18 protein-coding genes are annotated in these 20554 nt (G+C 39.9%); 10 read left to right on the forward strand and 8 right to left on the reverse strand.

The window, feature by feature from the left end; translation table 11 throughout:
• Nucleotides 1-1291: MATE family efflux transporter (locus P20311_RS03060; protein WP_036984721.1), on the reverse strand; the 1291-nt coding region annotated here is incomplete at its 3' end.
• A 272-nt stretch (nt 1292-1563) separates the two neighbouring features.
• Here P20311_RS03060 and P20311_RS03065 point away from each other — a divergent pair.
• On the forward strand, nt 1564-2217 hold the full coding sequence (locus P20311_RS03065) for an OmpW family protein (RefSeq protein WP_008109545.1): 654 nt from the start codon (nt 1564-1566) through the stop codon (nt 2215-2217).
• Nucleotides 2218-2269: 52 nt separating this feature from the next.
• Here P20311_RS03065 and P20311_RS03070 read toward each other — a convergent pair whose 3' ends face one another.
• Both P20311_RS03070 and tyrR read right to left on the reverse strand, forming a co-directional pair.
• Nucleotides 2270-2806 (reverse strand): thioesterase family protein, encoded by a 537-nt coding sequence (locus P20311_RS03070; protein WP_008109547.1) that lies wholly within the window; start codon nt 2804-2806, stop codon nt 2270-2272.
• A 112-nt stretch (nt 2807-2918) separates the two neighbouring features.
• On the reverse strand, nt 2919-4475 hold the full coding sequence (gene tyrR, locus P20311_RS03075) for a transcriptional regulator TyrR (RefSeq protein ID WP_008109548.1): 1557 nt from the start codon (nt 4473-4475) through the stop codon (nt 2919-2921).
• A 742-nt stretch (nt 4476-5217) separates the two neighbouring features.
• Here tyrR and P20311_RS03080 point away from each other — a divergent pair.
• From P20311_RS03080 to P20311_RS03100, 5 genes are all read left to right on the forward strand, one after another.
• A complete protein-coding gene (locus P20311_RS03080) occupies nt 5218-6717 on the forward strand; it encodes a peptide MFS transporter (RefSeq protein WP_008109550.1) in 1500 nt (499 codons plus the stop codon).
• A gap of 560 nt (nt 6718-7277) precedes the next feature.
• On the forward strand, nt 7278-8324 hold the full coding sequence (gene hppD, locus P20311_RS03085; protein WP_008109551.1) for a 4-hydroxyphenylpyruvate dioxygenase: 1047 nt from the start codon (nt 7278-7280) through the stop codon (nt 8322-8324).
• A gap of 211 nt (nt 8325-8535) precedes the next feature.
• Nucleotides 8536-9849 (forward strand): fumarylacetoacetase, encoded by a 1314-nt coding sequence (gene fahA, locus P20311_RS03090; RefSeq protein WP_008109552.1) that lies wholly within the window; start codon nt 8536-8538, stop codon nt 9847-9849.
• Nucleotides 9850-9992: 143 nt separating this feature from the next.
• Nucleotides 9993-11156 (forward strand): M23 family metallopeptidase, encoded by a 1164-nt coding sequence (locus P20311_RS03095; RefSeq protein WP_008109553.1) that lies wholly within the window; start codon nt 9993-9995, stop codon nt 11154-11156.
• Nucleotides 11146-11628, forward strand: coding sequence for a polymer-forming cytoskeletal protein (locus P20311_RS03100; protein WP_008109555.1), 483 nt, complete (start codon nt 11146-11148; stop codon nt 11626-11628). Before P20311_RS03095 ends, P20311_RS03100 begins: the two co-directional genes overlap by 11 nt.
• Nucleotides 11629-11711: 83 nt before the next feature.
• Here the strand turns inward: P20311_RS03100 and P20311_RS03105 are convergent, their stop codons facing one another.
• Nucleotides 11712-12185, reverse strand: coding sequence for a hotdog fold domain-containing protein (locus P20311_RS03105; RefSeq protein ID WP_008109556.1), 474 nt, complete (start codon nt 12183-12185; stop codon nt 11712-11714).
• 184 nt (nt 12186-12369) lie between these two features.
• On the opposite strand from P20311_RS03105, the gene P20311_RS03115 reads away from it, so the two are divergent.
• The 4 genes from P20311_RS03115 to P20311_RS03130 all read left to right on the forward strand — a co-directional run bounded on the left by P20311_RS03115 (nt 12370) and on the right by P20311_RS03130 (nt 16879).
• Nucleotides 12370-13545 carry a multidrug effflux MFS transporter gene (locus P20311_RS03115; RefSeq protein ID WP_008109560.1) on the forward strand — a complete coding sequence of 392 codons (1176 nt, stop codon included), beginning with the start codon at nt 12370-12372 and terminating at the stop codon, nt 13543-13545.
• 231 nt (nt 13546-13776) lie between these two features.
• Nucleotides 13777-15618, forward strand: coding sequence for a S8 family serine peptidase (locus P20311_RS03120; protein ID WP_008109567.1), 1842 nt, complete (start codon nt 13777-13779; stop codon nt 15616-15618).
• Nucleotides 15619-15763: 145 nt separating this feature from the next.
• On the forward strand, nt 15764-16396 hold the full coding sequence (locus P20311_RS03125; protein WP_008109568.1) for a LysE family translocator: 633 nt from the start codon (nt 15764-15766) through the stop codon (nt 16394-16396).
• An 18-nt stretch (nt 16397-16414) separates the two neighbouring features.
• Nucleotides 16415-16879, forward strand: coding sequence for a methylglyoxal synthase (locus tag P20311_RS03130; protein WP_008109571.1), 465 nt, complete (start codon nt 16415-16417; stop codon nt 16877-16879).
• Between the two features lie 4 nt (nt 16880-16883).
• Here P20311_RS03130 and yegD read toward each other — a convergent pair whose 3' ends face one another.
• The 4 genes from yegD to P20311_RS03150 all read right to left on the reverse strand — a co-directional run.
• Nucleotides 16884-18248, reverse strand: a complete 1365-nt coding sequence (gene yegD / locus P20311_RS03135; RefSeq protein ID WP_008109572.1) for a molecular chaperone — start codon at nt 18246-18248, stop codon at nt 16884-16886.
• Nucleotides 18249-18327: 79 nt separating this feature from the next.
• Nucleotides 18328-19170: a DNA ligase gene (locus P20311_RS03140; RefSeq protein WP_008109574.1), complete on the reverse strand. Its 843-nt coding sequence runs from the start codon at nt 19168-19170 to the stop codon at nt 18328-18330.
• A gap of 172 nt (nt 19171-19342) precedes the next feature.
• Nucleotides 19343-19642 (reverse strand): hypothetical protein, encoded by a 300-nt coding sequence (locus tag P20311_RS03145; RefSeq protein ID WP_008109576.1) that lies wholly within the window; start codon nt 19640-19642, stop codon nt 19343-19345.
• Between the two features lie 115 nt (nt 19643-19757).
• The coding region (locus P20311_RS03150) for a TonB-dependent receptor domain-containing protein (RefSeq protein ID WP_036984726.1) at nt 19758-20554 on the reverse strand (797 nt) is incomplete at its 5' end.

Here is a 20554-nt window from a genome sequence, read left to right on the forward strand (position 1 = left end):
TGTTAGTAATTGCAAAAGAATACCAAATGCCTTGATCGCCAAGTTCAGTATGATTAGAAAGAATATAAGCGGCGGGGAACTGCACTACACATTGTGATAATAATGCGATAACCATGGCGTTGAGCATGTTTCCAGAGGCACGAAAAGCAGCAACAATACAAAGCTGCACCCCAATTCCACCCCAACTTAAGCACATTACTTGCACAAATTGCGCCCCATTAGTAATAACGTCATTATCGTCAGGAATAAAAAATGCAGCTAATGAATCTGCATATAAATATGCAATGGCGCCAACACATGAGAGCCCTAACAAGCCCCACACACTAGCAAGTTTAGTGATCTGCTCAGCCCGCTTGATATTACCAGCCCCCATATTTTGCCCAACCAAGGTTGATACCGCCATTGATAAGCCCATAGCGGGGATCATTACCATTTGCAAAATATTAGAGCCAACACCATAAGCAGCAATTGTCGTTGTACCAAAGCTGGCAACTAGAAATGACATGATGATCAAACCAAATGCACGTGTCGATAATTCAATAGAGCCAGGCGCTCCCAAGAAAAAAGCGCGCTTAATATAGTGCCAGTCGGGGTAAAAGCTTTTTAGCTGTAATTGAATACCATGGCGACCACGTAAAAATATAATGATGCCCGCAAGCGCCGCTAAGCTCTGTGTAACCAATGTTGCTAGCGCAGCGCCCATCACACCAAGCCCCTCAAAACGACCATAACCAAATATAAATAACGGATCGAGTATAAAATTAAGTAACACGGTTGTGCTGACTATAATTAACGGCACCTTAGTTTGCCCAATACCCCGCATTAGCGATTGAAACATGGCATAAATAAATACAAAAATAACGCTAATAAAAGATACATGCATAAACTTTAACGCATCACTATATACGGCTTCTTCAACCCCCAGTAAGGTTAAAAAATAAGGTGATAATGCATAACCTAATAAACCAAGTAATAATGCAACTAATGTCACCATTAACACCGTTTGCGCTGCAACATGGTTGACCTTATCTTGTTGGCCTGCCCCCATGTATTGTGCCGATAAAATCGCCCCCGCCATAGCAAAGCCTGAACCTATCGCAATAACCAAAAATGTGACGGGCGTACTTATAGATACAGCAGCCACTTGCGCAGCCCCTAATCGGCCAACCCAAAAAGCATCTGTAAGCTGATAAGCAGACTGCAAAATATTAATGAGGATAATCGGAATGCCTAATTTTAATAGCGCTTTGGCAATAGAGCCTTGAAGAAATAGTTGACCAGAGGGAGTCATGAGGCCGCTTACTTGTATTAAATCGTGAACATAGCGTTAGTTTAACAAACCTAGCTGATTATATTCTGAATACTTCGTTTACGGCTGGTATTTATATGATCAGTCAATAATTTTTAAGCACGAACTGACTAAAAGTTTAATCTAAATCAATAAATAGAAGCTCTTTACTCACAGGCTTTTTAAACTTTGATCTAGAACAGGTTTTTATTTTTAACCTCGAGCAATAATAGCGCCATCAACAAATAGTCACACAGTAGTTCACGGAGAACAACATGAAAACTAAACTAAGCATTGCAATACTTACTTCTTTACTGGCTCTTTCTCCTGCAGCACACGCTAACTTTAGCGTTAATGTTGGCGCAATTAATGTTAACCCAGATAACGATGGCTCAAAGATTAACGAAGCACCTACTCTTGGTTTAAAAGGTGATTCAAATACTCAGTTAGGTATTACTGTAGATTACGCATTTAACGACCAATGGGTGTTAGAGCTTATTGCAGCAACGCCGTTTTCTCATGATGTAGAAGGTACGGGTGGTTTAGCTGGTAATAAGATTGCCGACATTAAACATTTACCACCATCATTGGTTGCACAATACCACTTTTTAGATAGCAGCTACGCACTTCGTCCATTTGTTGGTGTAGGTATTAACTATACGACGTTCTTTGACGAGCAACCTTCTGCAGCACTTAAAGCAACCTTAGGCACTAACGATGTGGAAGTAAAACTAGATGACTCATTTGGTTTTGTTGCTCAAGTAGGTGCTAACTACAAGATTGATGAGAAATGGGGCCTACACGCTATGGTATCTATCATGGATATCGATACCGATGCGACTGTTTATGCTAATGGTGCAAAAGCATTAACTTCAACCGTGTCACTTGACCCTGTTGTAGCTATGTTTGGTCTTAAATATTCGTTTTAATAACGATTATGTGTGTGTTAAAAAGGCCGTAAGGCCTTTTTTTTGCGTGTAATTAACGAGGTAAGTTATTTACTTTTTTTTGCTCAAGCATTTCTTTCCAATGAATTATTTCTGCCGGTAAAATAGGTGCTACGCCTTCAAAACCAGCAACCTCCAGCATATGCTCAACGCTTACCACCCCTTTTTTACTTTTAAATACGCCACGTACATAGGCAATTGCATGTAAGCCACGCTCTGAATGAAATTTTTGTTCAATATAAAAGTATTTATGATCCCAACCGACTAAACGGGTACTAATGGTAAAGCGCTGCATAGGCTTAATATCACGGATATAAGTAATGGCGGTTGCATTAACAATAGGAAACCAACGACGCTTCATTATTTGCTTTAGTAAGCCGACTCGCTCAGTCATCCATGTGCGCGATAAGTCCATCATTGCTAAATAGCGTGAATTAGTTAAGTGTAAATTAATATCACAGTCACTTGGCAGTGCTTTGTAGTCTATATCAACCGTGTCTAACAATGATTGATAATCACGATTACGTTTAATTTTGAAAAATAATAGCAGCAGTCTAAAATATAAGTTCACAGTAGAGGTCTTACCAGTTTGTTTTTTGTGAGTGTATCATAGCAATTGATCCCCTAGGGTATTTTTACACCAAGGGGCCAATCACTAAGAAAGGTTGTTTTAATATCTATCTTTAAACTTTAACCGTTTTACGGTTAATACCGTAATCACGTAGTTTATTAGCTACTGCTGTATGACTCAGCCCTAGGCGCTTAGCTAACTGACGTGAACTTGGATAAGCTGGATAAAGCTTACGCAATAAGGTAGCTTCAAAACGCTTAACCGCTTGATCAAGCGAGCCCTCAAAATCAGACTCTAAATAGCCTAAATCATGGGTAAACGTCGGCAGTTGTAAATGCTCAACGCGCAGTTCACTGTCTTCTAACAAGGATACCGCACGGTAAATAGCATTTTCTAATTGGCGCACATTACCTGGCCATGGGTAATCTTGTAAAAACGTTAAACACTCTTCAGATAACTCAGGCACAGTATGGCCATTTTGCTGCGCATATTTTTGAATAAAGTGCTCAGCAAGTGGGCCAACATCGGCTTTACGATCTCTCAATGGTGCAATTTCTAACGTTAGTACATTAATGCGATAGTATAAGTCTTCTCTAAATACGCCTTCTTGCACCATTGCAGGTAAATCTTTTTGGGTAGCAGCAACTATGCGAACATTTACTTTAACTTCGTTTTCGTCGCCTACTTTTCGAAACGTACCGTCTTGTAAAAAGCGCAGTAATTTAGTTTGGAGCTGAGTCGACATTTCACCCACTTCATCTAAAAATACTGTTCCACCATCCGCTTGTTCAAGTACACCGCGTTTAGGCGCTGCGTTTTCTTCATATCCGGCGTAACCAAAAAGTTCTGACTCGGCAACATCATCTGGTAACGAGGCACACGATAAAGCAATAAACGGTTTTACTGAGCGGTTAGATGCATAGTGACAAGCTCGCGCTAGTAACTCTTTACCCGTACCCGTTTCACCCGTAATAAGAATGGGGGCTTCAAGTTGCGCCATTTTTCTCGCTTCGCGCACCACACGACGCATCGCCGTGCTAAAATTATGAATAGTCGCAAAGCTTTCTTGGCCATAGCGTCTAAATGCACTCACTTGTTGGCCTAGACGGCTTTGCGATTTTATATTAATTACCGCACCCGCTAACACATCCCCCTCACTGCCTTGTGGTACAGCAATAGGTAAAATATCGGCAATAAAGTCTTCACCTGCCACTTCTACACGGGTAGTTTGCCCCAGTACTTCTTTGCCCTCTAACCAACGGGTAAAATTAAAACCTTTAAGTAAATTATTGATATTGGCGCCAATAACTTCTTTTTCTGTTAGCTGTAAATCTTTACACGCCGCGTCGTTACACAGACGCACCCAGCCTTTAGCATCAATAGATATAACGCCATCGGGAAGTGCTCTTAATAAGGTGTTTAATTCATTGTGCTCACGTTCAGACGGTAAAAACGCGGTCGTGCGTACATCATGTACACCATCGATTAAGCGAATAGACGGCATAATTTTTTGAAATTGTTCAAATTCAATCTCAGGAAAACTCACATACATACGACAATTTACTGAGTCGACTTCAATCCCTTTTAAGTCAACATTGTAGCTAACTAAAATATTAAGAATCTCTTGAGCAATACCAACTCGGTCTGCACAGTGAATATCTAAACGCATACACCCTCAGGTAAGGAAAAACTAGTTGGCGTGAATAATACGCTAACTCTGTTTACGAGCATAGTTTATTGTAAAGAAATTTGGACGGAAAAATATTTTTTAAATAGCTAAAGCGCTTTTTTTAAGCAATTAACGTTTCTAACCCTTGTTGTTCACTAAAAGTTGAGTTGATTGCAAGTAACCACTGTAAAGCGAGTTTGTATAAATTATGTTCTGCAGAGGCTTATCACTTCTGTACTTAGGTTAATGCTAAGCCATGTTTAATCTAAGCGGTGATTATTAAATTAAAGTAGTAAAGGTTAACTATTATTGAAAAATTTGGTAGCTGTAACTACCCGTAAAACAAAGCTTTTATTTGTTTTTTAAGGCGTGTTTAAACAATATAAAAGGTAACTTTGCAAAGACAATATTACCTATGATGTTAACTATCTTTTTTGATAAGTTTAGGTGTTTACTGCAGCAAATAGAGGTTCACATACTGGTATTTAACAATTACATAACCGATGTATGATAGCGCGCTCAACGCTTCCCCTCGCACAAAGGTCTATGTATACTTAAGCGCAATTGTAACTAGGATAAGGGTGTGACTCTTACCTAAACGTATAGCTGCGTTTAGCAAACCATTACCTTAGCTGCATAAAAACACTGATGATCGAGCATTTATTATACTTTTTAGAAGTAACAATTTAGCTAAATAAAAAACCACAAGGTCATCAAAACAATAATGAATTAGGAAGTAAATATGAGTTCAAATTCTGACAGTGGCTGGTTTGGTCACCCTAAAGGACTTTCAACCCTGTTTTTCACAGAAATGTGGGAACGAATGAGTTACTACGGTATGCGAGCTATGCTCGTATTATTTATGACAGCAAGTTTACAACAAGAAGGCTTAGGATTTACCGTTGCTTCTGCTGCTGCAATTTATGGCTTATACACAGGTTCAGTATACTTTTTAGGTTTACCTGGTGGCTGGTTAGCAGATAGATTATTTGGTGGTCAAAAAGCAGTATGGTACGGCGGTATCATCATCATGTGTGGCCACATTATTTTAGCCGTTCCGCATGAATATTCTTTTTTCATTGGTTTAATCTTTGTCGCAACGGGTACTGGTTTACTTAAACCTAATATCAGTGCCATGGTTGGTCAGCTTTATACTGACGAAGATGAACGCCGTGACGGTGGTTACGCTATTTACTACATGGGTATTAACTTAGGTTCTTTAATTGGTTACTACGTTTGTGGTTACTTTATGGAAAACGTAGGTTGGCACTGGGCATTTGGTGCAGCTGCTGTAGGTATGGCTATTGGTTTAATACAATACAAACGTACACTTAATAACTTACCAGAACATAGCTCGTTACCTGCGAATCCATTAAGCCCTAAAGGTGCTTCACGCGCATGGGGCGGTATTGCTGCGTTTGTAATTGTTGTTGCCAGCGTGACTGCTGCTGCGATGACAGGCGCTATAGTTATTAACCCGACTATTGTTGCAGGTTACACAGCAGTTGTATTTACTGTTATCTTTTTCATTTACTTTGGCCTTGTTTATTTCAAAGGCAAACTAACCGACGCTGAAAAGCAAAGAATGTGGGCGCTATTTTTAGTCTGTGTCGCTTCTGCGTGTTTTTGGTCTGGCTTTGAACAAGCGGGTTCTTCATTAAACCTATTTGCTCGTGACTACACAGATCGTCTTATTGGCACATTTGAAATTCCAACGACTTGGTTCCAATCTTTAAACTCGCTATTTATTATTGCCCTATCACCATTTTTTGCCGCTCTTTGGATTAATTTATCTAAGAAAATGGTTTCGCCTACTTATAGCGTAAAATGTGCGTTGGGCTTAGTTATTATGGCTTCAGGCTTTTTAGTTATGTTTATGGCAGCACATTATGCAGCTGAAGGCTTAAAAGTAGCTCCTTACTGGCTGGTTACAACGTATTTCTTACATACAGTGGGTGAGCTTTGTTTAAGCCCAGTTGCATTGAGTGCGGTAAGTAAATTATCTCCTCGTCGCTATACGGGTCAAATGATGGGTGTATTTGTACTGACATACTCAATTGGTAACGTAATTTCAGGCTTACTTGCTGGTAACTTTGATCCTAACAATGTTGCAGAAATTCCTAACCTTTACTTACAAATTGCATTATTTAGTATCGGTGTAGGTATCATCTTAGTGCTGATGAGCTTCAAAGCTAAGGTATGGGAAAAACAAGGTTTAGAACAAACCGCACCAGCACAATAATTTAAATTAATCACAACGCGTAATTATGCGCTTTGACTAATGATATTAAATACCCCCTGCAGCTAACTGCAGGGGGTATTTTTATGGCTAACTAACTTGAACTCTGGATAATACATCTCTTAGCCAGAGTTCAAGTTAACTAAATTGGTTGTTACAGCGTAATACTACACAGTAAGTGGAGTTAATGAATCAAACCCTCAGTATCTATTGCTTTGTTAATGTTGTGAGCAGCTACGCTCAGGTTGAGTGTAAACAATAAAATACAAAAACCACTCTTTTTTTAGTATGAAAAAACTAAAAAAACAGATGGGCAATTAAATTTAAAAACAATAAATTCAATAACATAAATAAAAAATACGTACATTATCCGAGCTAGCTAATTTTTACTTACCTCGGCACGTATGTAAATAAATATCATACTTTGCTAACCGTCCCGTAAAATTTACACACGCGCTATTTACTAAATAACAACACCCTCTTCCCCAAAGCAGTAATCTGGTTAATCATGCAGGCAATACGATAACTAATAATCGCAGTGCTTAATTGCGGGAGTAATTATAATGAGTGAAGTAAATAATCCTTTAGGTTTGGTTGGTATTGAGTTTACTGAATACGCAACACCCGATGCCGATTACATGGACAAAGTGTTTACCGATTTTGGTTTTTCAAAATTAAAAAAATTCAAAGGTAAAGACATTGTTTATTACAACCAAAACGATATTCATTTTTTACTAAATAATGAACGCGACGGCTTTTCAGCTGAGTTTGCTAAAAACCACGGCCCAGCAATTTGTTCTATGGGCTGGCGTGTAGAGAACGCTCAAGCAGCGTTTGAAGCAGCGGTTAAGCGTGGCGCTAAGCCTGCCACTGATGCAGCTAATAAAGACTTACCATACCCTGCTATTTACGGCATTGGCGATAGCTTAATTTACTTTATTGAACAATTTGGTGATAAAGGCTCTATTTACGATAATGATTTCGAAGATCTGAGTGAGCCAAACAAAGTAGAGAGTAAAGGCTTCTTACGTATCGATCACTTAACCAACAACGTATATAAAGGTACTATGGAAACATGGGCTAACTTTTACAAAGACGTGTTTGGTTTTACCGAAGTACGTTACTTTGATATTAAAGGCCAAAAAACAGCCCTGCTTTCATATGCATTAAAATCACCATGTGGCACCTTCTCTATTCCAATCAATGAAGGTAAAGGTAACGATAATAACCAAATTGATGAATACCTAGGTGAATACAATGGCCCAGGTGTGCAACATTTGGCGTTCTTAACTGACGACTTAGTAAGCTCATTAGATAAGCTTGATAAATCGACTATCGCTACTTTAGATATTATTCCAGAGTACTACGATACTATTTTTGACCGTGTTCCATGGGTTAAAGAAGACAAAGAGAAAATCCGTGAACATCAAATCCTTGTTGATAGCCAAAGCGAAGATTGCTACTTACTGCAAATTTTCTCTAAAAACTTATTTGGTCCTATCTTCATTGAAATGATTCAACGAGTTGATGATGGCGGCTTTGGTGAAGGTAACTTCCAAGCGCTATTCGAATCAATCGAGCGAGATCAAGAACGCCGCGGCGTTTTATAAGCAAATAAAGTAACTTTAAAAAGCAGCGTATTTCGCTGCTTTTTGTCGTTTAATCGTAATTGAGAGGTAAAACTATCTCTCTGTGTGTTTAAATCGCGCTTTTCATCACCATATAGCTAGGTAATAGATGAAATTAACGGGTGCTATATTCTTATTTAATAAATTGATATTTATACTGATAAGCGCGACCAACTAAACCAAAGGAAATGTAATGAGTTTAATTAACGAAACCCATGATATAAATTTAACTAGCTGGGTAGCATCAGCAAATGATGCACAATGTGACTTCCCTATTCAAAACCTACCTTTTGCAGAAGTACGTCGCAAAAATAGCAATGAAGCTTTTCGTGGTGCTGTTGCCATTGGCGATCAGGTTATTGATTTAGCAAAAGTAAATGAACTCGGTATTTTTTCAGGTAACGCCCAAACAGCCGTTGCATCTGCAAGTAACCCGACTTTGAACGAGTTTATGGGATTAGGTGAGCAATATTGGTCAGCGCTTCGTTTAGCACTGTCTAAAGCATTACGTGAAGGCTCTGCTCATCAAGAGCAACTAGCACAAGCGCTTATACCTCAAAGCGAAATTGAATTTGCTCTACCTTGTCGCATTGGCGATTACACTGACTTTTACACATCAATTTATCATGCGACTGCCGTAGGAAGTTTATTCCGTCCCGATAACCCATTACTACCAAACTACAAATGGGTGCCGATTGGTTATCATGGTCGCTCATCGTCTATTGGCGTGTCTGGTCAGCAGTTTCATCGCCCTAAAGGACAAACTAAAGCGCCAGATGCAGAAGTTCCTTCATTTGGTCCATGTAAGCGCCTTGATTATGAGCTGGAACTAGGTATTTACCTAGGTAAAGGTAATGATCTAGGCGATGCAATCGCAATTGAAAATGCTGAAAAGCATGTATTCGGCTTTTGTGTTTTCAACGATTGGTCAGCACGTGATTTACAAGCATGGGAATACCAACCGCTTGGTCCATTCTTAGCGAAAAATTTCGCATCAACCGTGTCTCCATGGATTGTTACCACCGAAGCACTTGCACCATACAGAACAAGCTGGACGCGTGATGAAAATGATCCGCAGCCACTCGAGTACTTAGAATCAACGGCTAACCGTGATCAAGGTGCATTTGATATTCAAATGGATGTTAAAATTCAAACACAAAAAATGCGTGATGAAGGCTACAACCCAACTCAAGTGTCTAAGTCTAGCTTTAAGCACTCATACTGGACTGTAGCGCAAATGGTAACTCACCATACCGTAAACGGGTGTAACTTAATGCCAGGCGACATGCTGGGCTCTGGCACGCAATCAGGGCCTACTCACGAAGAAGCGGGTTCATTACTTGAGCTTTCTCGTGGTGGTAAAGAAAAGATTACTTTAAGTAACGGCGAGCAGCGTAGCTTCTTGGAAGATGGCGACAACGTTATAATGCGTGGCTGGTGTGAAAAAGAAGGCTTTGCACGTATTGGCTTTGGCTTTGTAGAGAGCACCGTACTACCAGCAAAATAATATATAAAATCAATAAACTAGTAAAAAAGGGTTGCTGAATAAGCAGCCCTTTTTTATTAATTAAGCCGAAGTTACAATTTTTTTCTGGCTTTTTTAGTTCAAATTGCTATCTTGAATCCGTTAATAGCCAGTATTTATGTGACATGCCTGTATTTATAAAGTCTTTTTTTAATAAACATTTCCCAGCTCGTCAGCTGCTCATTCGCCAAAATGGTGAAGTAAAGCATGTTGTTTTGGCGCCTTGGTTACAGGTTTCTGTGCTTGCTATTATTTTCATTGCTATTGCATGGATCAGTGTTTCGAGTATCCGTGTTTATATGCAAACACACCAAATTTCTCATATCGAGCAAACTCAGCTTGATAGGCAAGTACAATGGCAACAAAAAGTAAAGCAACAGCAACAACGCTACGCATTGCAGCAAGAGCAGTTAGCTGAACTTGAACAAAAACAAGCTTTACTTCAAGGTATGATTGAATCACTCCCAGCTTCTATCAGCAAAGATGTAATAAAATTAGAGGGTGAGCTTGAATCTTCTCCTATTAATGAGAACGAAAGCGAATTTCATGAGCCGCTCGAAGAAGAAAAGCCACAAAACAAACACGCACAAAACGGTGTTGTCAGTTTTGAACAGCGCTATACTTTGCTAAATCAACAATACGACACTAATTTCACCTTATTAGCCGCGCAAATTAATCAACGTCACGATGCGATTATAGAAATACTACAAGGCACGGGTCTTGAAAATGCACTGGCGCAACATCTTGCTTTAAGCACACAAACAACGGCGCAAGGTGGCCCGTTAGATATACTCGATGAAAGTAAAATTCCTAGTTCCTTTCTCGCCATTGCAGATAAGCTACTGTTGTTAAACCAGCTTGAGAGCTTTTTAACAGCGCTGCCAAATACCCTGCCTTTACCTGCTGCTAAGTATTATATTTCTAGTAATTTTGGACTTAGAAAAGACCCAATGAATAAAAGGCGCGCTTTTCATAAAGGCATTGATTTAGCTGGGTGGCATAAAACAGAAATTTTTGCTCCTGCCGATGGCACGGTTCGTCGAGCGGGTCGTAATGGCGGTTATGGTAACTTTATAGAGTTAGAGCACAAAAATGGTGTCGTTACACGGTTTGGTCATTTAAACAAAATTAATGTTAAAAAAGGTCAAGCTATCACAAAGCACGATGTCATTGGTTTAATGGGCAGTACCGGAAGAAGTACAAGTACTCATTTACACTATGAAGTATTAATAGACGACAAGCATGTCAATCCACTAAAAATAACAAAGGCGCTTTCTCGTGTTTGGTAAAAATAAACAAGCAAAAACAGACTCATCCATTAAGCGAGTGAGTCACACTCCCTCAATCATTTCTAATGATGTGCGTATTACGGGCTCTTTGGTAAGCCAAGGTGAAGTACAACTCGACGGACGTATTGATGGTGACATTAAGGCCGAACATTTAGTGATTGGCACCTCAGGTGTTGTTGAAGGCGTTGTTGAGGCAAGCAGTGTCGTTGTTAAGGGTAAAATCATCGGCTCTTTAAATGCAAGTGAAGTAAAGATCGAAAATAATGCTCATGTACTTGGCGATATATTTCATGATACCCTGAGCATAGAAGCAGGTGCTATTATTGAAGGCAGTTTAAAGCAGCGCTTTGAAAAAGAAGTGATTGAGCATGCTAAAGATAAGCCAAAACCAGCTCACGATGTAAAAGCCATTGTTGATAATGAAGACAGCGGGCTTTCGTTTGTTAATAAGCAGCCTGCAGCTAAAAGCTAGCTACATTAGTTTATAATGGTTTAGCCTGCCTGTTGGCTAAACCATTAATCACCTCTTTAAAATCCCGTTAGCGGCTTATACACTTACTTTTTCTGTGTTATATACATGGTTATGTCTGCGGTAAAAACCAGTTCGTTACGCGTATTGTAAAGCTTTACCGGTACGACTAAATCTTCTTTATCAATCCATTGATGAGGCAAGTCAATTTCAGCGATAGCTGTAACATCAGTGTCTACCTTAGCCAGGTACTGTACTGTCATTCCCTTAGGGATCCAACGGTGGGTTTTATAAGGTACTGTTGCATCAACCATCACCCCCGCGCACAGCTCAGCTAAGTTACACTGTGCAATCGCATGAATAGTGCCAATGTGATTGTGCACACGACGAGTATTTTTAACCACAGCACTACAGTGCCCTGCTTTTAAATCTAAAATAGTCGGTTTCATAGAGCCAAAGTAAGGCGCTTTAAAACATACGGCTTTACTAAACAGCCAGTTACCAAACGGCAGCTTTTTAAATTTATGCCATGTTTTTATTAGTGCAGACTCATTACTCATTATTGTTTTTCCATTGTCTTTGCTTAAAAAGCAAATTAACACATCGGATCAGTTTAAAGAAGTGTGATACTTCAACAAAAATAATCATAATAAAGTTAAAAGTAAGTAACTTGGCTGATGCATCGGTCATAAGCCCTTTCTTTTTCATCAGTCGCCACTTAAAATACCGACAAAAGGAGACCTGATGCAAACACAGCCCGCTAAACCAAACTTAATTTTATTACTGATCTTAGCGTTACTCGTCATTTTTTGTCCTATGGGCATTGATATTTATTTACCTGCCTTTCCCACTATTGCAGAACAATTTTCAGTGAGCGAAAAACAAGTACAGCAAACAGTGGCTATTTTTATGCTTACTGTTGGTTTGGGACAATTAATTGCAGGCCCTCTCGCTGATCGCTTCGGACGTAAGCCGGTAGCCTTGACCGGCGTAACTTTATATGGACTGGCGGCATTAGGTGCATATTATGCTCCTAGCTTTTTAATACTGATGTTTGCCCGTGCAATTCAAGGGTTAGGCGCGTGCGCCACCTTTGTTGTTGCTTTTGCAATAGTAAGAGATAAGTTTGGTAGTGAACGTAGTGGCCAAATAATTACCTACCTAAACGGAATAGTGTGCTTTATTCCTGCTTTAGCGCCTATTTTAGGTGCGTGGTTAACCGTACAGTTTGGTTGGCAAATGAACTTTCTATTTTTAACTGGCTTTGCATTATTGGGGTTTTTTGTCACCTTATTCTTGTTCAAAGAAACACGCCCAGCAGACAGTCATTATCAGGGGCATATATTAGATCTAAGGCGCTTTATCCCAATTATTTCAACTCCGTTATTTTTATTTAATAGCTTGTTATGTATGGTGACTATGTCGGCTATATTGGTGTTTGTAACACTAGCTCCAGGTTGGCTCATTACTGAATTAGGTGGCAGCGTAGCCGACTTTACCTTTTGGTTCTCGCTCAATGCAGTGCTTAGTATTCTTGCTAGTTTTATTATGCCTATTTATATTAAACGCCAACCAAAAATGGCTTTAAAAGTAGGCCTTTTGCTGTTAGTGAGTGCAGGCTTACTTATGCTGTTGTTAAGCCAATACAAAACCCCATTAGCATTAATGATCCCTATGTTTATTGCTGCCTTTGGTTTTGCTTTAACACTTGGCTCTGCCGCTGGACGAGCTTTAAGTTTGTTCCCTAAACAAGCTGGCACCGCCTCAGCCCTTTTGGGAGCGATGCAAATGAGTGGTGCAAGTTTATTGGTGTTTATTACTCAATACTTAAACTTATCAACACCCGAGCTTATAGGCACACACTTTTTATTATTAATTCCCTTTTCTTATTTACTGTTTCGCTATGCTAAATTCGCATAAAGATTAAAACATTTCCATCCTCTGCTTTCATTTAGGCTAATTCAGGTTTTACCTGATTAGCCGCCCCTAATTCAAATACAAATGTATATTTTTTGTTTAAAAATAATATTTATTAAGTTAAATAATTTCATTTTTGTAGATAAAATAGCTTGTTTTATGCTTTATATTATTTTACTGTCTGCTAAAGTTAATAACTAGTTAACCAATAAATTAATTCTAGGATAATATAATATGAAAAAAAATAAACTCGCCTTAGCATTAGTTCTTTCTGGTATTTGTGCAGCCGGTACAGCCCATGCTGCCAATGATCGCTTCATCATCCAAGTCGATAATAACAAAAAAGGCGTGGTTAAAGCGCTGACTAAAAAACTAGGTGGTGACATTAAAGTAGACGGCAATGGATTCATTGCTGCCAGATTTACTGGACAGGATTTAAGCAGTTTAAAAGGTCTGCTTAATAACCCGCATATTAAACTCATTGAAGAAGATCATAAGCGCATACCTATGTCATTATTTAACGATGATGTAGGTGATGCCATGCAGCAACAAATCACGCCATATGCGGTTTATCAATCACAGGTTGATCAAGTTACTTTTGATGCCAATGCCGGTATGAAAGTATGTGTAATCGATTCAGGCTTAGATAGCTCAAACCCTGATTTTGTTTGGGGTAACATTACCGGCGATAACGACAGCGGTACTGGAAATTGGTTTGATAATGGCGGTCCACACGGGACGCACGTAGCCGGTACAATTGGTGCTGCAGATAATAACCTCGGTGTTGTGGGTATGGCACCTGGTGTGGCAATGCACATTATTAAAGTATTTAACGAAGCGGGTTGGGGTTACTCATCTGACTTGGCTCAAGCGGCTGATTTATGTTCTCAAGCGGGTGCAAATATTATTAGTATGAGCTTAGGGGGCGGTGGCTCAAACAGTACAGAGTCAAATGCGTTTGCTAACTTTACCAATGCTGGCGGACTTGTGGTTGCAGCCGCTGGTAATGATGGTAATAACGTACGTTCTTATCCTGCAGGCTACCCATCAGTAATGATGGTTGGCGCTAATGATGCCGATAATCAAATTGCTGATTTTTCACAATTCCCAAGTTGTTCATCAGGTCGTGGGAAACGCGCGACTAATGATGAAACTATTTGTGTTGAAGTAACTGCTGGTGGTGTTGATACTCTATCGACCTACCCTGCGGGCATGGCAACAGCAGCGAGTATGTCGGCTGATGGCACAGCATATAATTCATCAGCAATGGAAAATGCAGGTCAAGTCACGGCGAGTGCCTACTTTATGGGGACTGGCGAAACAGTTGATCCAGCAGCAGCTGGTAAAGTATGTATGATTGACCGTGGCGTTATTTCATTTTATGACAAAGTTGCTAACTGTGAAAACTCAGGCGGTGTAGGTGCGGTTATTATCAACAATGAAGCTGGCATGTTATACGCAACACTAGGTGATACCAACGATACTTCAATTCCTGCTGTAGGCGCTGCATTTGAAGATCGTAACGCATTAGTTGCTAGTACAAACGTGACAATTAATATTGGCGCAACTGATTATGGCTTTATGAGTGGAACGTCAATGGCAACTCCTGCGGTTTCAGGTATTGCTGCGCTAGTATGGTCTAACCATAGCAACTGTACAGGCACAGAAATTCGCGATGCGTTAAAAGCAACTGCGCAAGATCAAGGGGCTGCTGGTCGTGATGATTACTTTGGCTACGGTATTGTAAAAGCGGCTGACGCTGATGCTTACCTTACAGCAAACGGCTGTGCGGGTGGCGATACTGGTGGTGTTGATCCAGAGCCAGGCGTAGATGATATCTCTCTTAGCGCTTCAGGTTACAAATCAAAAGGCACTAAATTTGTTGATTTAAGTTGGAATGGCGCAGCAACAAGCCAAGTTGATATCTACCGCAATGGTAGCAAAGTCATTACCACTGCAAATAATAATGCATACACCGACAGCATTAATACTAAAGGTGGCGGCACCTATACATATCAAGTATGTGAAGCGCTGAGCACTACGGTGTGTTCAAATAATATCACCGTTAGTTTTTAATAAATTTAGCACTTCGTTATGTTTAAAAGCATAACGGCTAGTTTTATAACAACTTAGTATCCTCAACTTAGCGGGCAATATGCCCGCTTTTTATTTTCCTCATTGCTTGATAAAATTACTTACCACTTCTTTTTCGTACTATTTAATGATTAACCCCGACTTTTTGCTCTCATTTTTACTCGCCAGCTTTTTAATGGCCGTTGCGCCTGGGCCATCAAACGCGTTTTTAATGGCACAAACATTTGCTAATGGGCGAAAAGCAGGTATGCAAAGTGCTTTTGGCTTTGCCTTAGGTGGCGTAGTGCATACATTTTTTGCGGTTGTCGGTTTAAGCGCTATATTAAAGGCCTCTGAAACGGCTTACGCCAGCGTGCAATATGCAGGTGCAGCCTATTTATGTTACTTAGGGTTTATGATGCTTAAAGGCACCTTCAAGCCCCCCATTTGCGAGCAAGACGATAAGCCTCATGTTACCACCAGTAAAAACAAAAACGTGATGTTTCAAGCTATGATGACTGAAGTACTAAACCCAAAAGTCGCTTTGTTTTTTATTGCTTTTATCCCACAATTTGTTGACCCTAGCTTATCCTCGGCGACCTTTCAGCTGGCGTTTTTTGGCCTGCTTTATCTAATCTTTGCTTTTCCTATTGACTGCACGTATATTTATTTTGGCGATAAAATAGCCCAGTTTTTTAAACATCACCCTAATAGCCAGCTTTGGATAGATAGATTTACAGGTATCGTGTTTATCGCTCTGGCTATTAACCTCTTACTCTAATTAATAATAAGAACACCCATGGACCAAAAAATACAATCTCTTCCAGCTAAGAAAAATATAGCCCTTGTTGCACATGATGGAAAAAAAGCCGCGCTAAAATTGTGGTGTGAAAAACACACCCCAATGTTAAGTAAACATAAGTTATATGGCACTGGAACAACCGGACATTTAATAGAAAAAACCACTGGTTTGAAGGTCGTGCAATTACTCAGTGGACCTATGGGGGGTGATCAGCAGCTAGGGGCTAAAATAGCGGAACATGAAATTCATGTGTTAATCTTTTTTTGGGATCCTCTGGCATCTCAGCCGCACGACCCCGATGTAAAAGCATTGCTTCGTTTAGCCGCGGTGTGGAACATTCCTGTTGCCTGTAATGAAGTAAGCGCTGATATGTTACTAAGTTCACCACTTATGGACACCGAATTTGAGCGTTCTTTGCCAGATTACGAAAAGTACCTCGCAACCCGACAAATCTCTTTATAGCCGCTTATTTATAAAGCATATTCGCCCATTTAGTCAGGCCTGCGGTAACACTGCCAAAGTGATCACCGTTAACCATTTTAATGTCGCCTAAGTGGGTTTTTAAAGCCGCTTTGATCAGTGGTGATTGCGCACTACCACCCGTTAAATAAATTACATCTGGGGTGGTGTTTGCATCTGCAATGGCCTGTTTTGCTAATGTCACTATTTGGCTAATACTGTCGTCAACGGCTAATGCTAATTCATTAATAGAGATATCTTTATCAAGTGATGAATCTAAAAATGTTAAATCACAATTAAAGTTTTCAGATGAGCTTAGTGCAATTTTTGCCGCTTCAGCTTGTTGAACTAATTGATGGCCTTGCTTATTTTGCTGTAAATGAATGAGCCGTTTATATAAGTCAGGGGCACTCACATCGCGTAATTGGGCGCTTAATTCACGATAGTGCTGGGCACTATAAAACTGGCTTTGTAAATTAACATCGTTAATTTTACATGCCTGCCAAAATGCTTGATTCGGTAAAGGTAAACCCGATTTAAAAGTACTTCCTAAACCAAGTAACGGCATTAAACCATGATAGCTCAGAGCAATATCTAAATCATTACCACCTACTCGCTTTCCGCTATGTGCTAAAAAGTCTGCATCTCGCTGTTGTTTATTTCTAAAGCTGGGTCCCATTTGTACAAATGAACAGTCACTTGTACCACCGCCTATATCAATTACCAGCACTTTTTGGTCTTGCGTTAAATCACTTTCATAGTCAATCCCAGCGGCAAGTGGTTCATATAAAAATTCCACATCTTTAAAGCCGGCTCGGTTTGCTGCGCGTGTTAAAATGCCCACGGCTTGTTGGTTTGACTGCTCACCACCAACCGCTTGAAAATTCACTGGGCGACCAATAACTGTTTGGCTTAGCGTATACCCTAACGATGATTCGGCACGTTGTTTTATTTTTAAAATCATTGCTGTGGCAATATCTTCAAAAAAATTAATTTGCCCTTGCTTTAAGCCAGTAGCGCCAAAAAAAGACTTAGGTGATTTTACAAAATAACCTTCTTCAGGAAATTGCACATACTCGCTAATCGCCTCACGGCCAATAAATAGGGTTTCGTCGCCGGTTTGTAGGTCTAGGTCTGATTTAATTCGCGCAAGCGTATTAAGTAACGGTTGGCGCGCGGTTTTATAGCCATGCTCATGTTCTGAGCCGTTTAAATGCTGCGCTACAAAATCAACGACTAAAGCACTATGATGGGTGTATAGAGTTGATGGAAGATAATGTTTGCCTTGCTCTAAAGGAATGAGCTGAACACGCTCTTCGTTTAAAACACCCATAGCACAATTAGAACTACCATAATCAAAACCAACAAACATAGATCACCAAACATCACTAAAAAGGCCGCGCAATTTAGCATAATTGCTAAAAAATATATACTGAATTGGCCTACACTCTTTATTTTTCGGGTCTTTCCCGTAAGAAGCTGGCAAAACGCGGCAAGCCATTTTTAGTGTACCCGTGGTACCGATAAGTAATTGTTGAGCCTATAGCTGGCGGATACTTTCGCTCTTTATCACTAAAACCCGTGCCAATAGAAAATATCAGCCCCTGTTTTGTCTGTACTTTCAATGCGCCAAGCATTCCTGTGTATTTACCTTTACCCGGTAAATGTTCAATTACTAACGCTTCGGCATCTAAATATGGCTTGAGTTTTAACAATGCACTAGAGCGACCAGTTGTATGCTTAGCCTCTGCTAAATGAAGCATAACGCCCTCGCCACCTTGTTTAGTAACCTGATTAAAATAATCACTGAGTTGCTGATTGTCGCTAAATTGATATTGCTTAACCGCTTTAATATGGGGACTATTTAGCTTAGTAATGAGTGCCAGGTAATTTTGATAACGACGGTGAAAAGGCGTGCTTGTATCTGGCATATCAAACACCTGATAAGTAACGGTTTGCCATTGCAAATCGTTGGGTATTTTTGTTCTGACAATACCACTGAGTACAGAAAATTGACCTCGTTTGGTCCATAACTCACCATCTAACCAAATATCTGGCAAAGGGGCTGTAAACCAATCAGGCGGGTTTATGGAGTTGCCTTGACGGGTTACAAACTGCTTTCCCGTCCAGATTGCTCTTACTCCGTCATACTTTTCACTCACCAAGTATTGGCGAATATCTTCATGCTTAGTTTCATCGTAAACATTAGCAAGTTGCACTGGAGGCAATTGCGCCAATAAGCTCGCACTAAAAAGGGTTAAAAAAGTAAACAGCGTTGCTTTAATCATTATCATTGCTGCATCCTTGCAAATTTAAATATGGCTTAAACTATAGTTGAGATTGAAGCCAGTGCCAAAATTCTTCAAGGTTATCCATTTGCTGTGTTGCTTTACTGAAGTCGTACTCCTGTGTAATTATTTTGCTCGTTAATAAAAAAGGTGCCTAGGCACCTTTTAATAATTTGTGTTACTCAGCCAAACCTGCTGGCGGCTCAGCATAAGCGTCTTCGCCGGTATCTACATCAACTAACTCATAACCTCGGGCTTTGCGCATTACTTTAAGTATCGGCTTTTCGAAGGCGGTTTTTAAGCGCTCAGCATCATCTTTTAACGCATCTAATGTGGTGCCAAATGGTGCTGCACCAGTCTCTGACCAGTTAGTTACTTTACCATTTAAGTTATATTCCACTTCGTGTATTTGATATTGCGCCGCTTCATCTTTGGTTGCTTCACAATAAATTACACGGTAATTCCAAAATCCAGCCATTACTTTTTCTCTTTAATAAACATATGGGCGCTACTTTAGCAGCTCTACAAAAATAAAAAAGCCTGCACTAGGCAGGCTTTTATCAATAATTACAATTTAACGTTAAATTTATCGATTAGAAAAAGTTAACTTTAAATTCAGCGCCAATATAACGCTCTTCGTTAACCATGGCTGTATTGTTGTTAAAATCAACACCACCAATTGCTTGCTGCTCGTCAAACATATTACGCACGAATGCTGATACTTCATATTCGTAGTCGCCTTGCGCCCATGCATAACCGGCACGTAGACCAACTTCAGTTAGTGGCTTACCTTCAAACTCAACTGATTCATATAAGAAAAAGTCAATTTCACTGCGGTACGACACATCAGCGTAAGCAAAGAAATCACCTTCAGCGAGTTCTTTAGTGTAACGAAGTGTGATGTTAGAGATCCACTCTGGTGCATGCGGTAAGCTGTTACCATCTAAAATAGCACGATCTTCAGGACCAAATGCACCTGGTACTTGGAAGGTAGGATCAGTAACAGTACACTGTGCACACACTGCAACGGCTAAATCTTTGTCTTTAAGCTCTGTTTTGTTGTAACTTAAATTAAACGTTGCATTTAGTTCATCCGTTAACACCCACTCAGAATCAATTTCGAAACCGTAGCCAGTTGTTTTATCAGCATTTAATAGGCGGTTAAAGTTAGCACCACCACCTACAGCAGTTAGCTGTTGGTCATCCATAGTGTAATAAAATACGGTTGCATTTACGCGGCCTTGGCCATCTAACACATCAGATTTAATACCTGTCTCGTATGACGTAACAGTTTCTGAATCAGCAACGGTTACTTCATCACCAAATAAGATACGACCCTGAAGACTTGGTGCACGGAAACTGTTAGCAATACGACCATACCAGTTTACGT

The organism is Pseudoalteromonas sp. BSi20311, assembly GCF_000239875.1.
Classification (GTDB): Bacteria; Pseudomonadota; Gammaproteobacteria; order Enterobacterales; family Alteromonadaceae; genus Pseudoalteromonas.

Excerpts from the sequence above, each read along its gene's own strand:
- P20311_RS03065 (WP_008109545.1), top strand. The coding sequence starts at position 1,564 with ATGAAAACTAAACTAAGCATTGCAATACTTACTTCTTTACTGGCTCTT.
- P20311_RS03095 (WP_008109553.1), top strand. The coding sequence starts at position 9,993 with ATGCCTGTATTTATAAAGTCTTTTTTTAATAAACATTTCCCAGCTCGT.
- hppD (WP_008109551.1), top strand. The coding sequence starts at position 7,278 with ATGAGTGAAGTAAATAATCCTTTAGGTTTGGTTGGTATTGAGTTTACT.
- P20311_RS03130 (WP_008109571.1), top strand. The coding sequence starts at position 16,415 with ATGGACCAAAAAATACAATCTCTTCCAGCTAAGAAAAATATAGCCCTT.
- yegD (WP_008109572.1), bottom strand. The coding sequence starts at position 18,248 with ATGTTTGTTGGTTTTGATTATGGTAGTTCTAATTGTGCTATGGGTGTT.
- P20311_RS03115 (WP_008109560.1), top strand. The coding sequence starts at position 12,370 with ATGCAAACACAGCCCGCTAAACCAAACTTAATTTTATTACTGATCTTA.
- tyrR (WP_008109548.1), bottom strand. The coding sequence starts at position 4,475 with ATGCGTTTAGATATTCACTGTGCAGACCGAGTTGGTATTGCTCAAGAG.
- P20311_RS03080 (WP_008109550.1), top strand. The coding sequence starts at position 5,218 with ATGAGTTCAAATTCTGACAGTGGCTGGTTTGGTCACCCTAAAGGACTT.
- P20311_RS03140 (WP_008109574.1), bottom strand. The coding sequence starts at position 19,170 with ATGATAATGATTAAAGCAACGCTGTTTACTTTTTTAACCCTTTTTAGT.
- P20311_RS03120 (WP_008109567.1), top strand. The coding sequence starts at position 13,777 with ATGAAAAAAAATAAACTCGCCTTAGCATTAGTTCTTTCTGGTATTTGT.
- fahA (WP_008109552.1), top strand. The coding sequence starts at position 8,536 with ATGAGTTTAATTAACGAAACCCATGATATAAATTTAACTAGCTGGGTA.
- P20311_RS03105 (WP_008109556.1), bottom strand. The coding sequence starts at position 12,185 with ATGAGTAATGAGTCTGCACTAATAAAAACATGGCATAAATTTAAAAAG.
- P20311_RS03145 (WP_008109576.1), bottom strand. The coding sequence starts at position 19,642 with ATGGCTGGATTTTGGAATTACCGTGTAATTTATTGTGAAGCAACCAAA.
- P20311_RS03125 (WP_008109568.1), top strand. The coding sequence starts at position 15,764 with ATGATTAACCCCGACTTTTTGCTCTCATTTTTACTCGCCAGCTTTTTA.